Annotated in this window: 17 protein-coding genes; 9 read left to right on the forward strand and 8 right to left on the reverse strand. The window is 55.1% G+C overall.

Going from position 1 to position 18,145, the window contains the following annotated elements; translation table 11 throughout:
- Positions 1–10 precede the first annotated feature (10 nt).
- The 4 genes from ATI45_RS13985 to ATI45_RS14000 all read left to right on the forward strand — a co-directional run bounded on the left by ATI45_RS13985 (position 11) and on the right by ATI45_RS14000 (position 4,447).
- On the forward strand, positions 11–550 hold the full coding sequence (locus ATI45_RS13985; protein ID WP_098420089.1) for a gluconokinase: 540 nt from the start codon (positions 11–13) through the stop codon (positions 548–550).
- Between the two features lie 17 nt (positions 551–567).
- Positions 568–1,563 carry a gluconate operon transcriptional repressor GntR gene (gntR, locus tag ATI45_RS13990; RefSeq protein WP_098420091.1) on the forward strand — a complete coding sequence of 332 codons (996 nt, stop codon included), beginning with the start codon at positions 568–570 and terminating at the stop codon, positions 1,561–1,563.
- A gap of 270 nt (positions 1,564–1,833) precedes the next feature.
- The gene (locus ATI45_RS13995; RefSeq protein WP_098420093.1) at positions 1,834–3,720 is read left to right on the forward strand and encodes a putative nucleotidyltransferase substrate binding domain-containing protein; all 1,887 of its coding nucleotides are present in this window, start codon (positions 1,834–1,836) and stop codon (positions 3,718–3,720) included.
- Positions 3,710–4,447, forward strand: a complete 738-nt coding sequence (locus ATI45_RS14000; protein ID WP_098420095.1) for a 3'-5' exonuclease — start codon at positions 3,710–3,712, stop codon at positions 4,445–4,447. The genes ATI45_RS13995 and ATI45_RS14000 overlap by 11 nt, the downstream gene beginning before the upstream one ends.
- A gap of 34 nt (positions 4,448–4,481) precedes the next feature.
- On the opposite strand, the gene msrA is transcribed toward ATI45_RS14000, so the two are convergent.
- From msrA to ATI45_RS14015, 3 genes are all read right to left on the reverse strand, one after another.
- Positions 4,482–5,687: a peptide-methionine (S)-S-oxide reductase MsrA gene (gene msrA / locus ATI45_RS14005; protein ID WP_098420096.1), complete on the reverse strand. Its 1,206-nt coding sequence runs from the start codon at positions 5,685–5,687 to the stop codon at positions 4,482–4,484.
- 80 nt (positions 5,688–5,767) lie between these two features.
- Positions 5,768–7,267: an ATP-binding protein gene (locus ATI45_RS14010; RefSeq protein ID WP_098420098.1), complete on the reverse strand. Its 1,500-nt coding sequence runs from the start codon at positions 7,265–7,267 to the stop codon at positions 5,768–5,770.
- Between the two features lie 2 nt (positions 7,268–7,269).
- Positions 7,270–7,971: a response regulator transcription factor gene (locus ATI45_RS14015; RefSeq protein ID WP_098420099.1), complete on the reverse strand. Its 702-nt coding sequence runs from the start codon at positions 7,969–7,971 to the stop codon at positions 7,270–7,272.
- Between the two features lie 749 nt (positions 7,972–8,720).
- Here ATI45_RS14015 and ATI45_RS14020 point away from each other — a divergent pair.
- On the forward strand, positions 8,721–8,981 hold the full coding sequence (locus ATI45_RS14020; protein ID WP_098420100.1) for a MazF family transcriptional regulator: 261 nt from the start codon (positions 8,721–8,723) through the stop codon (positions 8,979–8,981).
- Positions 8,981–9,343, forward strand: a complete 363-nt coding sequence (locus ATI45_RS14025; protein ID WP_098420101.1) for a type II toxin-antitoxin system PemK/MazF family toxin — start codon at positions 8,981–8,983, stop codon at positions 9,341–9,343. Before ATI45_RS14020 ends, ATI45_RS14025 begins: the two co-directional genes overlap by 1 nt.
- Before the next feature lie 215 nt (positions 9,344–9,558).
- Here ATI45_RS14025 and ATI45_RS14030 read toward each other — a convergent pair whose 3' ends face one another.
- Entirely contained in the window at positions 9,559–10,956 is a 1,398-nt protein-coding gene (locus ATI45_RS14030) for a sodium-dependent transporter (protein ID WP_098420103.1), read from the reverse strand.
- A 116-nt stretch (positions 10,957–11,072) separates the two neighbouring features.
- The gene (locus ATI45_RS14035) at positions 11,073–11,948 is read right to left on the reverse strand and encodes a carboxylate/amino acid/amine transporter (protein ID WP_098421760.1); all 876 of its coding nucleotides are present in this window, start codon (positions 11,946–11,948) and stop codon (positions 11,073–11,075) included.
- Positions 11,949–12,156: 208 nt separating this feature from the next.
- Between ATI45_RS14035 and ATI45_RS14040 the strand changes: the two genes are divergently transcribed.
- Complete coding sequence (locus ATI45_RS14040; protein ID WP_098420104.1) at positions 12,157–13,563, forward strand: MATE family efflux transporter; 1,407 nt, start codon at positions 12,157–12,159, stop codon at positions 13,561–13,563.
- On the opposite strand, the gene fghA is transcribed toward ATI45_RS14040, so the two are convergent.
- The gene (fghA, locus tag ATI45_RS14045; RefSeq protein WP_098421761.1) at positions 13,524–14,381 is read right to left on the reverse strand and encodes an S-formylglutathione hydrolase; all 858 of its coding nucleotides are present in this window, start codon (positions 14,379–14,381) and stop codon (positions 13,524–13,526) included. The two genes, ATI45_RS14040 and fghA, sit on opposite strands and share 40 nt — an antisense overlap.
- Before the next feature lie 39 nt (positions 14,382–14,420).
- Complete coding sequence (locus ATI45_RS14050) at positions 14,421–14,852, reverse strand: CBS domain-containing protein (RefSeq protein ID WP_098421762.1); 432 nt, start codon at positions 14,850–14,852, stop codon at positions 14,421–14,423.
- A gap of 226 nt (positions 14,853–15,078) precedes the next feature.
- Here ATI45_RS14050 and ATI45_RS14055 point away from each other — a divergent pair, with 226 nt between their 5' ends.
- Together ATI45_RS14055 and ATI45_RS14060 are read left to right on the forward strand one after the other, a co-directional pair.
- Positions 15,079–16,440 carry an alanine/glycine:cation symporter family protein gene (locus tag ATI45_RS14055; protein ID WP_098420105.1) on the forward strand — a complete coding sequence of 454 codons (1,362 nt, stop codon included), beginning with the start codon at positions 15,079–15,081 and terminating at the stop codon, positions 16,438–16,440.
- A 181-nt stretch (positions 16,441–16,621) separates the two neighbouring features.
- On the forward strand, positions 16,622–17,275 hold the full coding sequence (locus ATI45_RS14060) for a peroxiredoxin (RefSeq protein ID WP_098420107.1): 654 nt from the start codon (positions 16,622–16,624) through the stop codon (positions 17,273–17,275).
- Positions 17,276–17,332: 57 nt separating this feature from the next.
- Here the strand turns inward: ATI45_RS14060 and ATI45_RS14065 are convergent, their stop codons facing one another.
- The gene (locus tag ATI45_RS14065; protein ID WP_098420109.1) at positions 17,333–18,115 is read right to left on the reverse strand and encodes a MetQ/NlpA family ABC transporter substrate-binding protein; all 783 of its coding nucleotides are present in this window, start codon (positions 18,113–18,115) and stop codon (positions 17,333–17,335) included.
- Between the last annotated feature and the right edge of the window lie 30 nt (positions 18,116–18,145).

Genomic DNA, 18,145 nt, shown 5'->3' on the forward strand with positions numbered 1-18,145 from the left:
GAGAGCTTCTGTGAAGACCCTCTCGCATCGTATTTTAGTGATGGGTGTGTCCGGCTCGGGTAAGTCGCATATTGGCCGTCAGTTGGCGCTAATCGCGGGGGCGACGTTTATTGACGGTGACGATCACCATTCACCCGCCAATGTTGCTAAAATGGCCAGCGGCACACCGCTCAATGACAATGACCGGAGCGAGTGGCTGGATACGCTGGCGGCGTTATTGGCAGGCTATCAAAGGCAGGATTTATCGCTGGTGATTGCCTGTTCAGGGTTGAAAAAACGTTATCGCGACCGTTTGCGCGAAGGTGACCCGGCGCTGCATATTCTTTATTTAGAGGGCCGTCGGGAGCTACTGATGCATCGTTTGGAAACCCGTGCAGGCCACTTTTTCAAAGGCGATACCATGTTGGCCAGTCAACTGGCCGATCTGGAGCCCCCCGGTGACAAGGAAGCTTTCAACGCTTCGATTTCTTTGTCGCCCAAGGAAATCGTTGATCAATTTTATGCCACGTTGGCGCTACCTGGCCCCACGCCAAGCTACAGGGAGAGATAGGCATTGGAGTTACCCTTTTGAAGAAAAAACGCCCGACTCTACAGGATATCGCCGACCATGTAGGGGCTACCAAAATGACGGTAAGCCGCTGCCTGCGCGACTCTGAAACGGTCTCGGAAGGCCTTCGTGATCGCATTTTCTTGATTGCTGAACAAATTGGTTATATTCCAAATCGTGCGCCTGACTTGCTCTCTAAAGCAACCAGCCATTCGATAGGAGTGCTGGTACCGTCTCTCACCAACCAGGTATTTGCCGATGTCATTGTTGGCATAGAGACGCTAACGGAGCCGGCGGGCTATCACCTGATGCTTTCTCACTACGGTTATAGCCCCGAGCTTGAGGAGCGTAGTTTGGCCTCGCTGCTTTCTTATAACGTAGACGGGGTGATTTTGTCCGATCGTGACCATACCCCACGCAGCCTGCGCATGCTGGAAACCGCCGGTATCCCGATTGTTGAAATCATGGACACCCACCGTCCTCCGCTGCAGCAGGCGGTGGGCTATGACAACGTTCAAGCCGCGTTCGATATGGTTAGCGAGATGATTCGCCGCGGGCGACGCCAGGTGATTTACCTGGCAGTACGCTTGGATGAGCGTACCCGACAACGCGAGCGGGGCTATCGCCGCGCCATGGAAAAGCACGGATTAACGCCCGTCACCCTGCAAAGCACCCAGCACTCTTCATACAGCGTGGGGGCAGCGCTGCTTCAACAGGTCGTTGCCGATTACCCAACGGCAGATGGCGTTTTCTGCACCAACGATGACGTCGCGGTAGGAGCCTATTTCGAGTGCCAGCGACGCGGCGTAGACGTGCCTGGACGCATGGCGTTGGCTGGCTTTCACGGCCACGATGTTGGGCAGGTTATGACGCCCCGATTGGCCAGCGTAGTCACTCCACGTCAGGCCATCGGCGAAGCGGCAGCGAGAGAGCTGCTAGCGCGTATTCGCGGTGAGTCGCTAACGCAGAAAGTGGTAGATTTAGGCTATCGTATTGAAGTGGGCATGACATTATAACGCAACGATGCTGGTCAACTACCCCGCCCTGAAGGACGGGGCTTGTAGAGAGCACCCTGCAAGCCAGGTTGGCCAGGGAAAGCGATGAAAATGCCAGGCCTGAGAAGTGTGACTCCATCGGGCAAGCGATCCGGCTTCAAGCCGGCGAAAGTAAGCAGGTTCATGGCTGCGTCCAGCACCGCTTGTCGTTTTCGCGCCATCACCCACGATCAATCAGTGCTTTCTGCTATAGTTTTGGCCAGGCACTACTCAATCCAATCCGGGGGCTGCATGCAGGCTGAACTGATCGACATTCGTAACCACCTTTTACAGCATTCGCCGTTCAACGAAATGCCGGAGGAGCTGGTTAACCGTGTTACCGAAACCATCGAGATTGTTTACGCCCGTGCCGGCACCGAGCTTTTGCGCATCAACGATCCCAGCAAGGCGCTGTATTACGTGCGCAGCGGCGCGGTGGAGATTTTTCGACGCTCGGGCGAACTGTATAACCGGATTGGTGAGGGTGAAATCTTCGGCCAATTTGGCCTGCTGATGAACAAACACGTGCGTTTTCCGGCTACCGTACTTGAAGACAGCCTGATTTACCGTATTCCGGCAGAGACCTTCCACTATCTGTTCGAACAGGACGAGGGTTTTGCGGATTACGTGGAAATTGAAGACCGCAGCCGCCTGCGCTCCGCGGTATCGCGCCGGGAAAAGTCCAACCAGCTGATGACCTCGCGGGTAAGCCGGCTGATTTCACGCAAAACCGTGTCTGCACCTTATACCGTAAGGCTGCAGGAAGCGGCCCGAATCATGACTGAAAACAGCGTATCGGCGCTGCTGCTGATGGACGGCGAAGGCGACCAAGCGCGGCTAAAAGGTATTATTACCGATCGTGACCTTCGCATTCGGGCGGTGACGGAGGCCCTACCGTCGGAAACACCGATCAGCGATATTATGACCGAAGGGCTGATCACCATACCGGCCAGCCACTATATTTTTGAAGCCATGCTGACCATGTTGCACAATAACGTGCACCATTTGCCGGTGATGGACGATCACGAAGTGCGCGGCGTGATCGCGCTGTCTGACATCGTGAAATATGAAAGCCAGAGCAGCCTTTATCTGGTCAGTGATATTTACCACCAAATCAACGTAAAAGGCCTGAAGAAAATCAGCCTGGAAGTACGCGACAGCTTCGTGCGCATGGTGAATGAAGACGCCAACTCGCACATGATTGGCAGTGCCATGGCGGGTATTGGCCGTAGCTTCACCCAACGGCTGCTGGAACTGGGCGAGGAAAAGCTGGGACCACCACCCGTGCCCTACTGCTTTATGGCCCTGGGATCTATGGCGCGTGATGAACAACTGGTGGTGACCGATCAAGACAACGCCATGATTCTGGACGACAGCTTTGTAGCGGAGGAACACGACGCTTATTTTCTGGAACTGGCGAAATTTGCCAGCGACGGTTTGGCCGAGTGCGGCTACACCTACTGCACGGGTGACATCATGGCCACCAATGAACGCTGGCGCCAACCGCTGAAAGTTTGGAAAGCTTACTTTAGCGACTGGATTGATAACCCCCAGGCCCGGGCCCTGCTTAATAGCAATATCTTTTTTGATCTTGACGGTATTTACGGGGAAACCGATTTTGCCGAGCAGCTAAAAACTTTGGTAGCGCAAAAGGCGTCAAACAGCCAGCGCTTTTTGGCAATGATGGCGCGCAATGCTTTGAATCGTACGCCACCTTTGGGTTTCTTCCGTAATTTCGTGATGGAAGAAGACGGTAAGCATGGCAAGCACAGCAAGACCTTTAATCTGAAACGCCGTGGCACGGCGCCGCTGTCAGACCTTATTCGCATACACGCACTGGCTTGTGGCTCCAAGGCCCAGAATTCGTTCGAGCGCCTGGAAGCCATCGGCAAAACCCGCCTGATTCTGGACGACGGCATTGGTAATCTGCGGGATGCTTTGGAGTTTATCGCCATTGTACGTATTCGCCATCAGGCGCTGGCTATTGAAGCCGGGCGCGAGCCGGACAATAACGTGCGCCCGCAGGATCTTTCGCCTTTCGAGCGGAGCCACCTGAAAGACGCTTTTCAGGTGCTCAGTAACGCCCAGAAATTTCTGAAGTATCGCTACAACGCGCAGATTGCTCGCAATGTCTCTTGAAGAAATGGATACCCCGCCGTCCCAGCCCTTTGCCAATGTGCCCTGGCCCGACCGTTATCAGGCCCTGACAGAGGCCACTAACAACCCCTTGTTGAAGGCTTTTTACCAGGCCGGCTGCTGCGACGCGAATAGGCCTTTATCACAGGTGCCGATGGTGGCGATGGACTTTGAAACCACCGGGTTAAGCGCCACTGAACACTCCATCATAAGCATAGGTCTAGTCCCCTTTACTCTGGAGGGTATACAGCTCAGCGGTGCCCGCCACTGGCTGGTGAAGCCGAGGCTTGCTTTACATCAGACCTCAGTAACGATTCACGGTATTACCCACGCCGACCTGGAGCAGGCGCCAGATCTGGCCGACATTTTGCCAGAGTTACTGGAATGTCTGGCGGGGCGCTTGCCGGTGGTGCATTACCGCGATATCGAACGGCCGTTTCTGGATGTGGCTTTGCGCTACCGGTTGCAGGAGGGGATTCAGTTTCCGCTGCTGGATACTATGGCCATAGAAGCGCACCTGCACCCAGACCGCCGGCCCACCTTTTGGCAAAGCTGGCGGGGCCAAAAACCGCTGTCTATTCGCCTGGCAGACAGCCGTTTACGTTATGGATTGCCCCACTATGCCGCGCACAACGCCCTGATGGACGCCATTGCCACCGCAGAGTTGCTACAAGCACAAATCGCCCACCATTTTGGTGCGCAAACACCGGTGAGCGATCTGTGGCTTTGATGTCACGCCTGAACATGGCGTCTGGCTAAAAAGCTCAGTTAACGGGTTCTACCGCGCCAATAAAATCGCCGTAGCCAGCATCGGCCATCTGCGCCAGCGAAATGAAACGCATAGACGCTGAGTTCATGCAGTAACGCTTGCCGGTAGGAGCCGGGCCGTCATCAAACACGTGCCCTAAGTGGGAATCTGCATAGTTGCTGCGAATTTCAACGCGAGTCGTAAAGAAGCCGCGATCTTCATGCTCCTTCACCATTGCCTGGTCCAGCGGGCGGGTAAAGCTGGGCCAGCCGGTGCCAGACTTGTACTGATCACGGGAAGAAAACAGCGGCTCGCCGGATACCACGTCTACATAAAGCCCGGGCTCTTTGTTATCCCAGTAGGCGTTGTTAAACGGGCGCTCGGTGCCGTCTTCCTGAGTCACGTTGTACTGAACGCTGCTGAGTAACTTTTTCAGCTCATCTTGCTGCGGCTTTACAAAAGCCTCCGGGTTGAACCCCGCACTGGCGCCAGATGCTTGTTCCGCGTTCTGGTCTGCGCCCGCGTTGCCGCTGCTATTGGCAGCCGGCTTGAACTGGCTGAAGTCCAGCTCGTAGTCTTTGCCATACACGCTTTCAATAAACTGATAACGGCCAGAGTTGAAGGTGTAGAGCTTGTAGCGCACCGGATTCTTTTTGTAGTAATCCTGATGATAGTCTTCTGCCGGGTAAAAAGTGCCCGCCGGAACTATCTCGATCACCACCGGGTTGTCGTACACGCCGGATTCCTGCAGGGCTTTTTTAGCCGCTTCCGCTTTCTGCTTTTCTTCTTGGCTGTGGTAGAAAATGGCTGGGCGATACTGGGTACCGCGGTCCACGAACTGGCCCTGATCATCGGTCGGGTCCATCATTCGCCACAAGCCCTGCAATAGCCCTTCATAAGTAATCTGCTGCGGGTCGTAATATACCTGTACAGCTTCGGTATAGCCGGTTCCGCCAGAAGACACCGAGCGATAGGTCGGGTCTGGGGTTTCACCGCCAGCGTAGCCGGAAACCGCCTCTACCACGCCGGGGATTTTCTCGTAACCGGATTCCACACACCAGAAACAGCCACCGGCCACAGTTGCCACGGCCAGGTTCGGGTCAGCAGGCGCATAGGGGTTGCTCACAGCGGTGTTCTTCTCAGCGGAGGCAAAGGCTGCGTAAAACGCGCCGCTGGCCGCTATAACAACCGCAACAAGCACAGCTTGAAATTTGCGATTCATAAAAGAGCTCCTGAAAAGTAGTGTTCGATGATCATCCTAAACCTGAGGGATCACCAAAACGTTCCTATAGTGTTACGAATTTATAACGGCGTGGATTGTTTTTCGTCGGCCAAAGGCAGCCAGAATAAAAATTCCGCGCCGCCAGCGGGGCGATTGTGCACCGTTATGTGGCCCTGCTGCAGTTCTGCCATACGCCGCGCTATGGCCAGCCCAAGCCCGGCGTGGCCGCTGCGGTTAGCGCCAGGCGCCTGATAGAACGGGGTGAAAATGTGTGCCAGGGCCTGTTCATCAATGCCCGGGCCGGAGTCTGCCACGTAAATACTCACACCGGTTGCGTCTGCCGCTACGCTCACCCGCACTTTAGTGCCCGCCGGTGAGTGGTTGACGGCATTGCTGATCAGGTTATCCAGGACCCGCTCGGTCATCGCAATATCGGCGTTTACCATGGCGGGCTCAACCGTCCCAATACTCAGGCTTACGCTATTCTGCCCGGCGCCAGGGGTGTGCTTTTGCACCACGTCGTGCACCAGCTCGGCCACCATGAAGCATTCAGGGTTAGGCTGCTTTTCACGGGCATCCAGAGCAGCCAGCTCGAACAGTTCGTCTACCAATTGACCAAGGCGGCGGGTTTCCCCCAAGGCAATCGCCAGAAAACGACGGCGCTGATCAAGATCCAGGGTGTCCTGTTTTAGGCTTAGGGTTTCCAGGTAGCCCTGCACAGCGGCCAAAGGCGTGCGTAAATCGTGTGATACCTGAGCTACAAGCTGGCGGCGCTGATGGTCTTTATCTTTCAACAGTTCAAGCTGACCCGCAATACGATGTGCCATGGCGTCAAAGCGCAGGCTCAGGTAATCCAGATCATCACCCCGTTCGCCGGGCACCTGCGGCGCCTGGGGCTCTAAATCCCTATCCGTTTTTGCCTCAAAGCCTTCAACCCGCGCGGTCAGCCGGGTTAACCGCCGGGTCAGCAGGCGGAAAAACACCAACCCTGCCAGCAAACCAACCGCCAGGCTCAAGGTCAGCGCGCCCGCGGCCATTTTTAGCAAGCGGTTGCTGTGCACCATGCTTTCGGCAAAATCGTACTGCTGACCTCGCAGCACTACATAGAGGTAACCACTCGGGTTGTCCGCGCTGGGCACGGGCGTCACCGAGAACACTTTGCGGCGATCGTGGCTGCGGGGGTCGTCGCCGGGCAATGGGTACACGTCAGGATTGGTCAGCAAGGTCTGAATTGGCTGCAAAGACACTTGATTGCGCTTGATCTTGTCGGGATTGGCAGAAAACGAAACTATCTTGCCCTGTAAGTCCAACAGGTAGATTTCAATGCTGGGATTGATGCTCATGTACAGATCAAACAGGCGTTCCAGCTCGCGATGGTTGATTTGATCACCGCTTACCAGATTACGGTCAGCGACTAAACGACTGGCCAAATCACGGTTGAGCTGGTGGTTTACTGCGGCACTGTATTCACGAACCGAGTAAAAACTCAGGGCGCTGAACAAGGTGCCAATGACCAGCAACAGCAGAAAAAGACCCAAGGCCAGGCGGGCGTAGAGTGTTCGCAACAGAGGTAGAGCCATGGTCAGTCCTGGAACCTGTAACCAACACCCCATACCGTTTGCACATAGAGCGGTTCGGCGGGATCGGTTTCGATTTTGTTACGCAAACGGTTGATGTGGGTATTCACCATATGTTCGTAACCCTGGTGGTTGTAGCCCCACACAGCATCCAATAGCTGAGCGCGGCTGAACACCCGGCCGCGATGGCTGGCGAAGTGCCAAAGCAGATCGAATTCGCGGGCGGTCAGTTCTACCTCGGCATCCTTTACAAATACCCGCCGCCGCGACGAGTCTATACGCAGACCGTCAACCTCAATTACGCGACTTTCTGGCGTGACTGTTGCGCGTGCCGAAAAGGCGTCTCCGCGACGAAACAGAGCTTTTATACGGGCGCCCAGCTCGGCCACACTAAAAGGCTTGATCAGGTAATCGTCGGCGCCCATTTCCAGCCCCAGCACGCGGTCCAGCTCGGTGCTTTTAGCGGTCAGCATCAGCACCGGCACGTAATCTGGCGCGGTGCGGATTTCACGGCACACCGCCAGGCCATCAAGGCCCGGCAGCATCAGGTCCAGAACCACCAGATCGATGCCACCTTGGCGAAAACGTGCCAGACCATCATCGCCGCGGTTCGCCAGCACTGGTGTCATGCCCAGGTCGCTCACCTGCATACTCACCAGTTCGGCGATGGCGGGGTTGTCTTCAATAATCAGTACGCTGCGTGTCATGGTGCTGGGGCTCGTTTGTCTGGACTGCAGGCCTAAGAGGTTACGGTTTTCAGTCTAACCCGAAAACGTCACAAACCGGTCACCGCAGGCCACCAAGAGAAAGTTAGAACCTGACAGCTTGGCAGCTTCGCACCTGGAGCTAGGGTAAAAGGCTTCTTAGTGACGGGATAAGGTCTTGCGTCTTGCGTCTTGCGTCTTGCCCCTGCTTTGCCACTTCGTTGTAATCGTCTCGGCCTTTCCCGCCTCAATTAGAACGACAGAAGGAACCAGGAAATTGCCAGATCGCTACGACTGGAATTTCCGAGTGCATTGTTCTCGCATAAGCCGGATTATTCGAGAGGCAAAACGCAAGACCTGACCCCGCATCTCCGCGCCAAGAGAAAGTTAGAACCTGACAGCTTGGCAGCTTCGCACCTGGAGCTAGGGTAAAAGGCTTCTTAGTGACGGGATAAGGTCTTGCGTCTTGCGTCTTGCGTCTTGCCCCTGCTTTGCCACTTCGTTGTAATCGTCTCGGCCTTTCCCGCCTCAATTAGAACGACAGAAGGAACCAGGAAATTGCCAGATCGCTACGACTGGAATTTCCGAGTGCATTGTTCTCGCATAAGCCGGATTATTCGAGAGGCAAAACGCAAGACCTGACCCCGCATCTCCGCGTATCTCCGCGTGAAATGTAGATACAGTTGTTGACACGCGCATGACCACGAATTAAAGTAGATACATTCGTAGCTACAAAAACCTAGGAAGTTTTTATGCAAAGTGAAGTTAAGCGTTGGGGTAACAGTGCTGCTGTTCGACTTTCCAGTAAAATCTTAGCTCAAGCAAGGCTGGACGTATCCAGCCCTATCCGCATTGATGTAAAGGCAGGGAAGATTGTTATCGAGGCAGTGGAGAAAGCTTCACGCAAGATCAATTTACCGTTTTCCGAGGCAGACCTGCTCGTTGGACTCGATGCTCACGGCGCTCATGCTGATGAAATTGCTGAACCCTCAGCTGCTGAAATGGGGGTTTAATGGCACAGTACATCCCTGATCGCAATGAAATCATCTGGCTGGATTTCGAGCCGATCAAAGGCAAAGAGGTCGGCAAATATAGGCCAGCACTGGTGCTATCGTCGAAGCAGTACAACAAGCAGACCGGACTCCTGATTTGTTGCCCGATTAGTACCAGCATTCGCGGCACCACGACAGAGGTTGCTGTAGGTAACTTGGATAAGCCTTCTGTGGTTGCTTCAAGCCTCATTCAAACGCTGTCTTGGAAAGACCGTAAGGCTAATTTCATCACCAAGGCTGAAACCGGCGTGATGGATCAGGTTTTGGTCCGCATTATTCCTCTTATTGGAGCGGATAGCGTGATTGAGAAATTCATTGAGTAAGTGAAAACTGGCTCAATAGGGCTGAAATCTGTACAGAATGAGTGCCCGTCAAATCGACTGGGAGCCTACCGGTCAGGTGAAGGGGTAAGGTCTTGCGTTTTGCCCCTGCCTGGCCATTTCATTGTAATCGTCTCGGCCTATCCCCTTCAATTAAAACGGCCGATTAAAGCCCGCAAAGCATCGCCGCCTTCCGGGCTTTCTCTTTCTTCCGCTAATTACCCTAACAGGTTGTAAACAAATACAATCACAACCGCGACGGGCGTTACATAACGCAGCAGATTCAGCCACAGCGCAAAAGTGGCACCGTGCAAATTCAGGTCTGCTTTCAGCGACTCTTTCGCCACAAACCAACCGACAAAGATGGCGGTTAGCAAGCCCGACAGCGGCAGCAGGACGTTGGCGGTGAAGTAGTCCAACAGGTCAAAAATGGTTTTGCCTTCAAACGCTGCGAACATACCCAGCGGAGCCACATCTGACCACACGTTCAGCGACAGAATCGAGGCGATACCTAACAACCAGCACAGTATGCCCACCACAATGGCACTGCCGGTGCGGTTCATATTGGTATTTTCTTCCGCCCATTCCACCACCGGCTCCAGCAGCGAGATGCCGGACGTCCAGGCAGCAAACAGCAGCAACACAAAGAACAGTGTGCCAAACAGGCCGCCCATCGGCATGTTGCCGAACGCCAGCGGTAAGGTCTGGAAAATCAGCCCGGGGCCGGCGCTGGGCTCGAGACCATTAGCAAAGACCACCGGAAAAATGGCCAAGCCAGCCAGCAGAGCGACCACGGTGTCCATCAAGGCTACGGTAACCATAGTACGGCCCACCGGAACATCGTTACCGAGGTAGGAACCGTAGGCCATCATAATGGCCATACCAAGACTGAGGGTAAAGAACGCGTGGCCCAGAGCAATCAGAACACCCTCAATGGTTAGTTTTGAAAAGTCTGGCGTAAACAAAAAACTGACGGCTTCGCCGAAATGGCCGGTCGTCGTGGCATAACCCACCGCAACCAGCAACAGCAGGAACAACGCCGGCATTAGAATGGTCACGGCGCGCTCCAGGCCACTCTTCAGACCCTGCGACACCACCAGTATCACCAGTGCCATAAACACAGTGTGCCAAGCCAGCAGCTGCACAGGGCTGGCCAACAGACCGCCGAACAGATCACCAATGGATTTCGCAGTGCCACCGGTAAAGTCGCCCATGGCCGCATGGCCAACGTAAGACGCCGCCCAGCCACCAATCACCGAATAGAACGACAGAATGGCAAAAGCCGCGATCATGCCGATCACCGCCGAAATGCGCCAGGCTGGCGATTTCAGGTTACGCTCGGCCACCAGGCGCATGCTGGTGATGGGGTTGTGGCGACCGTTGCGGCCAATGAACACCTCCGCCATCATGATCGGGACACCGATAACAGCGATGCACAATAAGTACACCAGTACAAAGGCACCACCGCCGTTCTCACCGGTTACATAAGGGAATTTCCAAATGTTGCCAAGGCCAACGGCAGAGCCGGTTGCCGCCAGAATAAAGGCGAAGCGGGAGGACCAGAGACCACGGGACAAACCTGTGTTGCTGCCCGAGGTCGTTTTCGACTGAGTCATGTTCTTGTCCTGTGCTTTGGGCTAAAGAATGAGTTTAAAAAGGATCGCCCTGGTTCAGGCTAGGACTCTTGTGGCGGAATTTTGCCAGCACTGGCCAGCTGATGCCAGCCAATTGCTCAGATTCTGCCTTCAGCCCCGCTCCAGCGAACCCGTAACCACGAGTTCAGCCACAAAGACGCCAGAATAATAGCGCCGCCCACAGCCAGGCGCGGAATATCTGCGTCGCGGTTCCAGATCAGCAGATTCACCAATAAACCGGCAGGCACCAGGGCATTATTCATCACCGCCAGGGTGCCGGCGTCAACGTAGCAGGCGCCACGGTTCCACAGAAACAGACCCAGGCCCGATGCCGCCAGCCCGAGCCAGGCCAGAATGCCCCACTGCGTGGGTGTGGCGGGCAGCTTGTCCGCGTTGCCGAAAATCAGGAACGACGGCAGCGCCACAATTAAAGCGCCAAAGAAAAAATAACCAAAGGTGCGCCAGGGCGGAATGGGCAGGGGGTAGCGTGCCATCACGTGTTTGTAGCCCACCTGGCCCGCGGCAAAGGTGATATTGGCCACCTGCAGCAATAAAAAACCGGTGATGAAATCCTCACTCAGGCCATCATAACGAATAACGCCGGCGCCCAGGGTGGCCACTGCGGCCGCCACCAGCCCCGCCGGGGAAAAGCGCCGGTTCAGGGCGTCGTCCGCCAGGGTCACGTACAGAGGGGTGAAGATGGAAAACAACAGTACCTCTGGCACCGACAGATAGCTAAAAGCTTGGTACAGGCACACGTAGGTAATGCCAAACTGCAGCATACCGCTGACCAGAATGCCTTTTTTCAGCCCATCAGGCACACCGCGCCAGCGGGTAAGCGGTAAAAACACCAGCGCCGCCAGTAACACCCGGGTAAGAACGGCAAAGTAGCTGTCTACCCTGCCCGCCAGAAACTCGCCGATCAAACTGAACGAAAACGCCCAGAGAACAGTAACAAATACCAAAAAACCCATACCCGCTGCGCCGACAAAAATGAAGGGCGACATTTTACCTGCTTTTGCGACCGATTACAGGACGCAAAAAAGCCTTGGCCAACGCCTATGCGGACAATGCGCAATGCCCCTGGGCGTCCAGATCCGGTAACATCCGCTCCCCGATAGACGGCGCCTGACTGGTCATTCAGAGCCGCCACCGAATTCGACCGTATTTCGGACACTTGTTATGGATGAACTGCACCAGCCACTGCCCGCTACTCGCCAGCTTTTCGCTACGCGGGTGCTGCTGGAATGGAAAACTCTGGCGGTACTGGGCGGCCCAATTCTGGTGGCGCAGGTTGCACAAATGGCCAACGGCGTGATTGACACCGTCATGGCCGGCCATGCCAGCGCTCAGGATCTGGCCGCCGTGGGTATCGGTTCCAGCTTATGGATGCCACTGTTCCTGTTTTTCTGGGGCGTTCTAAGCGCCCAGCAGCCGATCATTTCCGGATATAAAGGCGCCAACAAACTGCGGCGGATTATGCCAACGGTCTGGCAAGGGCTTTATATTGCGGCAGCGGCGGCCGTAATCATGATTTTTTTGCTAACCAATGTTCACCCTGTGCTGACCCTGCTGAAACTGGAACCCGCCACCGCAGGCATTGCCCAAGGCTACCTGGACGCCTTCGCCTGGGGCATTCCGGCGCTGCTAATAATCACCGCGCTACGCGGACTGACCGATGGCTTGGGTCATACCCGGGTGATTATGGTGTTTTCACTGATCAGCACCCTGTTCAACCTGCCACTGAACTATTTGTTTATCTACGGCGGCCTGGGCGTTCCCGCTATGGGGGGTGTCGGCTGTGGCTGGGCCACGTCGCTATCGAACGGTATCGCGGCGATCGGGCTTCTGGTTTACCTGAATCGCAGCCGGGTGTATCAGAATTTTCGTCTGCTGGCCTATGTCGCCCGCCCCAATCCGCGGGTGCTGCACTATGTGCTGCGGCTGGGTTTGCCCATTGGTTTTACCATCTTTGTGGAAGCCAGCATGTTTGCAGTGATCGCTCTGTTTCTGGCGCCGTTAGGGCCAGTGGTGGTGGCCGGGCATCAGATTGCGTTAAACGTGGTGTCCTTGTTGTTTATGTTGCCGTTGAGCCTGGGCATGGCCATCACCTTGCGGGTGAGTTTTCTGGTAGGCGCGGGCTCGCCCGAGTCTGCGCGCTTGTTATCACGCAGTTCGATTATTTTGGCAGCTTTTATTTCGCTGCTGTTTGCGATTGTCCTGTTTGTATTCCGCGCGCCCATTGCCGCGCTCTATTCCAGTGACCCCGAAGTTCAGGCGGTCAGCGTTACTCTATTGATGTACGCCGCATTCTTTCAGGTGGCGGATGTTATTCAGGTTACCTGCATCAGTGGCCTGCGGGGTTATAAAGACACCCGCATTCCGATGATCATCATGCTGTTTTCATTCTGGGTTGTGGGCATGCCGCTGGGCTATGCGCTGGCGTTTACCAGCGTTCTGGTGCCGGCCATGGGGGCCGCGGGCTTCTGGGTAGGGCTGACCGGCGGGCTTATCTCCGCCAGTGTGCTGATGGGCTGGCGCCTGTTCAGCTATAACTGGGGCTGGGCCAGGCCCAAAGCTTCTGCGTGATGGTGCAGATGGTCGTCAATAAAAGACGCAATAAAGAAATAACTGTGATCGTAGCCGGATTGCATGCGCAGGGTTACCGGATGGTTAACGCTGTGGCAGGCCTGCACCAGCGCCTGCGGATTCAGCTGCTCTGCCAGAAATTGGTCCGCAGTGCCCTGGTCAATCAGTAACGGCAAACGTTCCTGGGCATCCGCGATCAGCAGGGTGGCGTCCCACTGTTTCCACTTTTCCTGGTTGTCACCCAGATAGCCGGCAAAGGCTTTCTGGCCCCAGGGGCATTTCACCGGGTGGGCAACGGGTGCAAACGCCGATACCGAGCGGTAAAGCCCGGGGTTTTTCAGCGCACATATCAACGCTCCGTGGCCGCCCATCGAATGGCCGCTGATGGATTTTTCAGCGCTGACGGGCAACTCGCTTTCTACCAGTTGGGGCAATTCCTTCACTACGTAATCGTACATACGATAGTGCAGAGCCCAAGGCTGCTCTGTGGCATTCACATAAAAGCCTGCACCGCTGCCAAAATCGTAGCTGTCGTCTTCCCCCGGCAAATTGACGCCTCTCGGGCTGGTATCCGGGCACACAATCGCCAAACCAAGTTCAGCGGCCAGTTTCTGTGCGCCGGCTTTTTGCATGAAATTTTCATCATTGCAGGTCAGGCCCGACAGCCAGTACAACACCGGTACTTTACAGCCCGGCTCTGCCAGCGCCTGCGGCGGCAGGAAAACAGCAAATTCCATCGGGCATTTCAGGGCGGCGGCGGTGTGGCGGTAACGACGGTGCTCGCCGCCAAAGCTGGCGTTGGTTGAAAGCAGTTCCATGGTGTTCTCGGCAGTGATGTGTTTGACCAAGCCTAACCCTCAGTCATCGGAGTTAGCAAACCTTGGTGTGCCCACGCTGCAACCTGCGTTAACAAGGTGTTCCAAAATGGCGCTGCGGGTGACTATACCTACTAGTTTGCCGTGATCAACAACCGGGTACACTTTCGGTTTGCCAGCACCGAGTTTCTGGGCAAGGTCAACAATCGACGTGCCAGGTGAAATCGACAAGGGCTCACGGAACATAACATCGTCCACGATTGGATCACCCTCACAGTGATAATTGCTCACCAGCAGCGCATGGATACAATCCTGCTCAGACACAAAACCAAGCAAACGCCGACTCGCATCGACCACCGGCAGCCCGGAAATATGATTCTCCAGCAGCGCCTTGACCACTTTGGTCAAGGGTGTCCCGCAGCGGATGGGCGCAATATGATTGGACATGACATCGGAAACTCTGAGTGCACACATGGGCAATTCCTCACATTTCTGTTTGACCCGGCCGGCATTGGCCAAACCTTCACCCTGTGCTGTAAACATAGGCAATATTCGCCAAATTCTCCAGCTTTTACCAAGTGCCGGTTTACATAAGCCAATAACTGAGTAAGCTCAACAAGTTATACCCTTCGCGGGTGAAATCAAAAAATCAAACCATGGCACATACAAATCGAACCATGGCATATAAAAAAGGATTCTCATGGAAGCTATTGAAAACGTATTTAGTGCAATTAACGGGCTGGTCTGGGGACCACCCATGTTGATACTCATTCTTGGTGTGGGGCTGTTTTTAAGTCTCGGCCTGAAGCTGATGCCCATATTCAAGCTCGGTGCGGGTTTCCGCCTGATGTGGAACGGTCGCAGCGCCGCAGGTGCGGAGTCAGATGGTGAAATTCCGCCGTTTCAGGCTCTTATGACTGCCCTTTCAGCCACTGTCGGAACCGGTAACATTGCCGGTGTTGCGACCGCGGTTTTCCTCGGCGGTCCGGGGGCCCTGTTCTGGATGTGGCTAACAGCCCTGGTGGGAATGGCGACCAAGTACTCCGAAGCGGTGCTTGCAGTGCGCTTCCGCGAGGTCGATGAGCGTGGCGCTTATGTCGGCGGGCCCATGTATTACATTCGTAACGGGCTTGGCAAAAAATGGGCCTGGATGGGCGTGCTGTTTGCCATTTTCGCCGCTATTGCCGGTTTCGGCATTGGTAATACTGTACAGGCCAACTCGGTTGCAGACGTAATGGAAGCCACATTCGGCCTACCACACTGGATCAGCGGCGTTATCCTGATGGTTCTGGTGGGTATGGTTCTGATTGGCGGTATTCGCCGCATCGGGCAGGTAGCCAGTGCGCTCGTTCCTCTTATGGCCGTGTCGTATCTACTTGCTGGGCTGGTTGTACTGGCCATTAATTTCGCCGAGATTCCTGCCGCATTTGGGCTGATCTTCGAGCATGCGTTCAGCCCCATCGCTGCAGAAGGCGGCTTTGCCGGTGCGGCAGTCTGGGCAGCCATCCGGTTCGGCGTTGCAAGGGGTGTCTTTTCCAACGAGGCCGGTTTGGGTTCTGCGCCTATCGCCCACGCGGCAGCGCAAACCAAGAACCCGATCAATCAGGGTATGATCGCTATGTTGGGCACCTTTATTGACACCATCATTATTTGTACGATCACCGGTCTGGTCATCATCACTTCTGGTGTATGGACATCCGGCGAATCCGGCGCGGCACTCACTTCCATGGCGTTCTCACAGGCGCTTCCAGGCGTTGGCGGTTATGTGGTGGCCATAGCTCTGGCTGTTTTTGCCTTTACGACCCTTCTTGGCTGGTCATTCTACGGTGAGCGCTGCGTCGAATTTCTGTTCGGCGTAAAGGCTATAGTGCCTTATAGAGTTGCCTGGGTCCTCGCTATCCCGGTTGGCGCAACCATAAACCTGGGCCTGATTTGGCTGGTGGCAGACACGTTGAATGCCATGATGGCACTGCCCAATCTGATTGCCCTGGCGTTGCTCAGCCCGGTGGTGTTCAGACTGACCAAAGAACATTTTGAGAAAGAAAAAGCGGCAGGCCTTTGATACAACAGCCATTACGGCTAAGAACTAGCAGACCTGTGCCGGATGAGGTGAATCAATTAGCCCTTGCATTCCTGTCATCCGGCACCAGTTATTTTCGTATACAAACGATAAACGCGCCCGACGGTTAACCTGCCGGAACCTCAAGCAACGCGATCAGATACTGCATCGAAGGAGAGCGAACATGAGTTTACGCCTTGGAGATACTGCACCGGATTTTGAACAGGATTCCAGTGAAGGCAACATCAGTTTCCACAATTGGCTGGGCGACGGCTGGGGCGTGTTGTTTTCACACCCGGCAGACTTTACCCCAGTGTGCACCACCGAGCTGGGCCTGACCGCCAAGCTGAAGGGCGAGTTTGCCAAGCGCAATGTGAAAGCCATGGCGTTAAGTGTTGACCCCGTTGATTCCCACCACGACTGGATCAAAGACATCAACGAAACCCAGGGTTGCACCGTTAACTTCCCGATCATTGCTGACCACGACGGTAAAGTGGCCGAGCTGTACGACATGATTCATCCCAATGCCAACAGCACGCTGACCGTGCGCTCGCTGTTCGTGATTGATCCGAACAAGAAAGTGCGTTTGATCATCACTTATCCGGCCAGCACTGGCCGCAACTTCAACGAAGTACTGCGGGTTATCGACTCCCTGCAGCTGACCGATGAGCACAAAGTAGCGACCCCGGGTAACTGGGAACGCGGCGGCGACGTGGTTATCGTGCCTTCACTGCAAGACGAAGACGAAATCAAGCAGCGCTTCCCGAAAGGCTATAAGGCGGTTAAGTCGTACCTGCGTATGACTCCAGACCCGACCTCTAACTGGTCTGGCGATTAAATCGCACTGTTTGCATTTGTAGAAATGCAAAAAGGCCCAATCAGAACGCAGGTGCTCTTAGAATGCAGGAACCACAGCACCCTGATATTTCTCGTTAATAAAGTCTTTCACGTCTTCGGATGTTAGCGCGGCTGACAGCTTCTGCATCGCGTCGCTGTCTTTGTTGTCTGGGCGTGCCACTAAAATGTTGACGTAAGGTGAATCCGAACCTTCGATGATCAACGCGTCTTTGGTCGGGTTCAGGCCAGCTTCCAGCGCGTAGTTGGTGTTGATCAGGGCAACGTCTACCTGGTTCAGGATGCGCGGCAGGGTAGCGGCCTCAAGTTCCTTGAATTCCAGGTTCTTCGGGTTGTCGGCAATATCACGCGGTGTCGCGGTGATTTTGCTGCCTTCCTTCAAGGTGATCAGTCCGGCTTTTTGCAGCAGCAAAAGGGCACGTCCACCGTTGGTAGGGTCGTTAGGAATGGCAACCACGCCGCCGTCTTTCAGTTCGTCCAGAGATTTGATTTTGCTGGAGTAAGCGCCGAAAGGCTCAACGTGAACACCGGTAACCGTAACCAGGGTGGTGCCACGGCCGGCGTTAAACTCGTCCAGATACGGCTGGTGCTGGAAGAAGTTGGCGTCCATGCGCTTCTGGTCAACCTGAACGTTGGGCTGGATGTAGTCGGTGAATACTTTTACGTCTAGCTCTACGCCCTGCTCGGCCAGCATCGGTTTCACAAATTCCAGGATTTCCGCGTGGGGGACCGGAGTCGCAGCAATGCTGAGTTCTTCGGCGCTGACAGCAGCAGAGAAAGTGGCCGCTGCAGCCAGGGCAATCAGGGTCTTCTTGAAGGTCATCGGTGTTCTCCTTGGGTGAATCTGAAGGTT

Origin of the sequence: Marinobacter sp. LV10MA510-1, from assembly GCF_002563885.1 — a bacterium.
In the GTDB taxonomy this organism is placed as follows: Bacteria; Pseudomonadota; Gammaproteobacteria; order Pseudomonadales; family Oleiphilaceae; genus Marinobacter.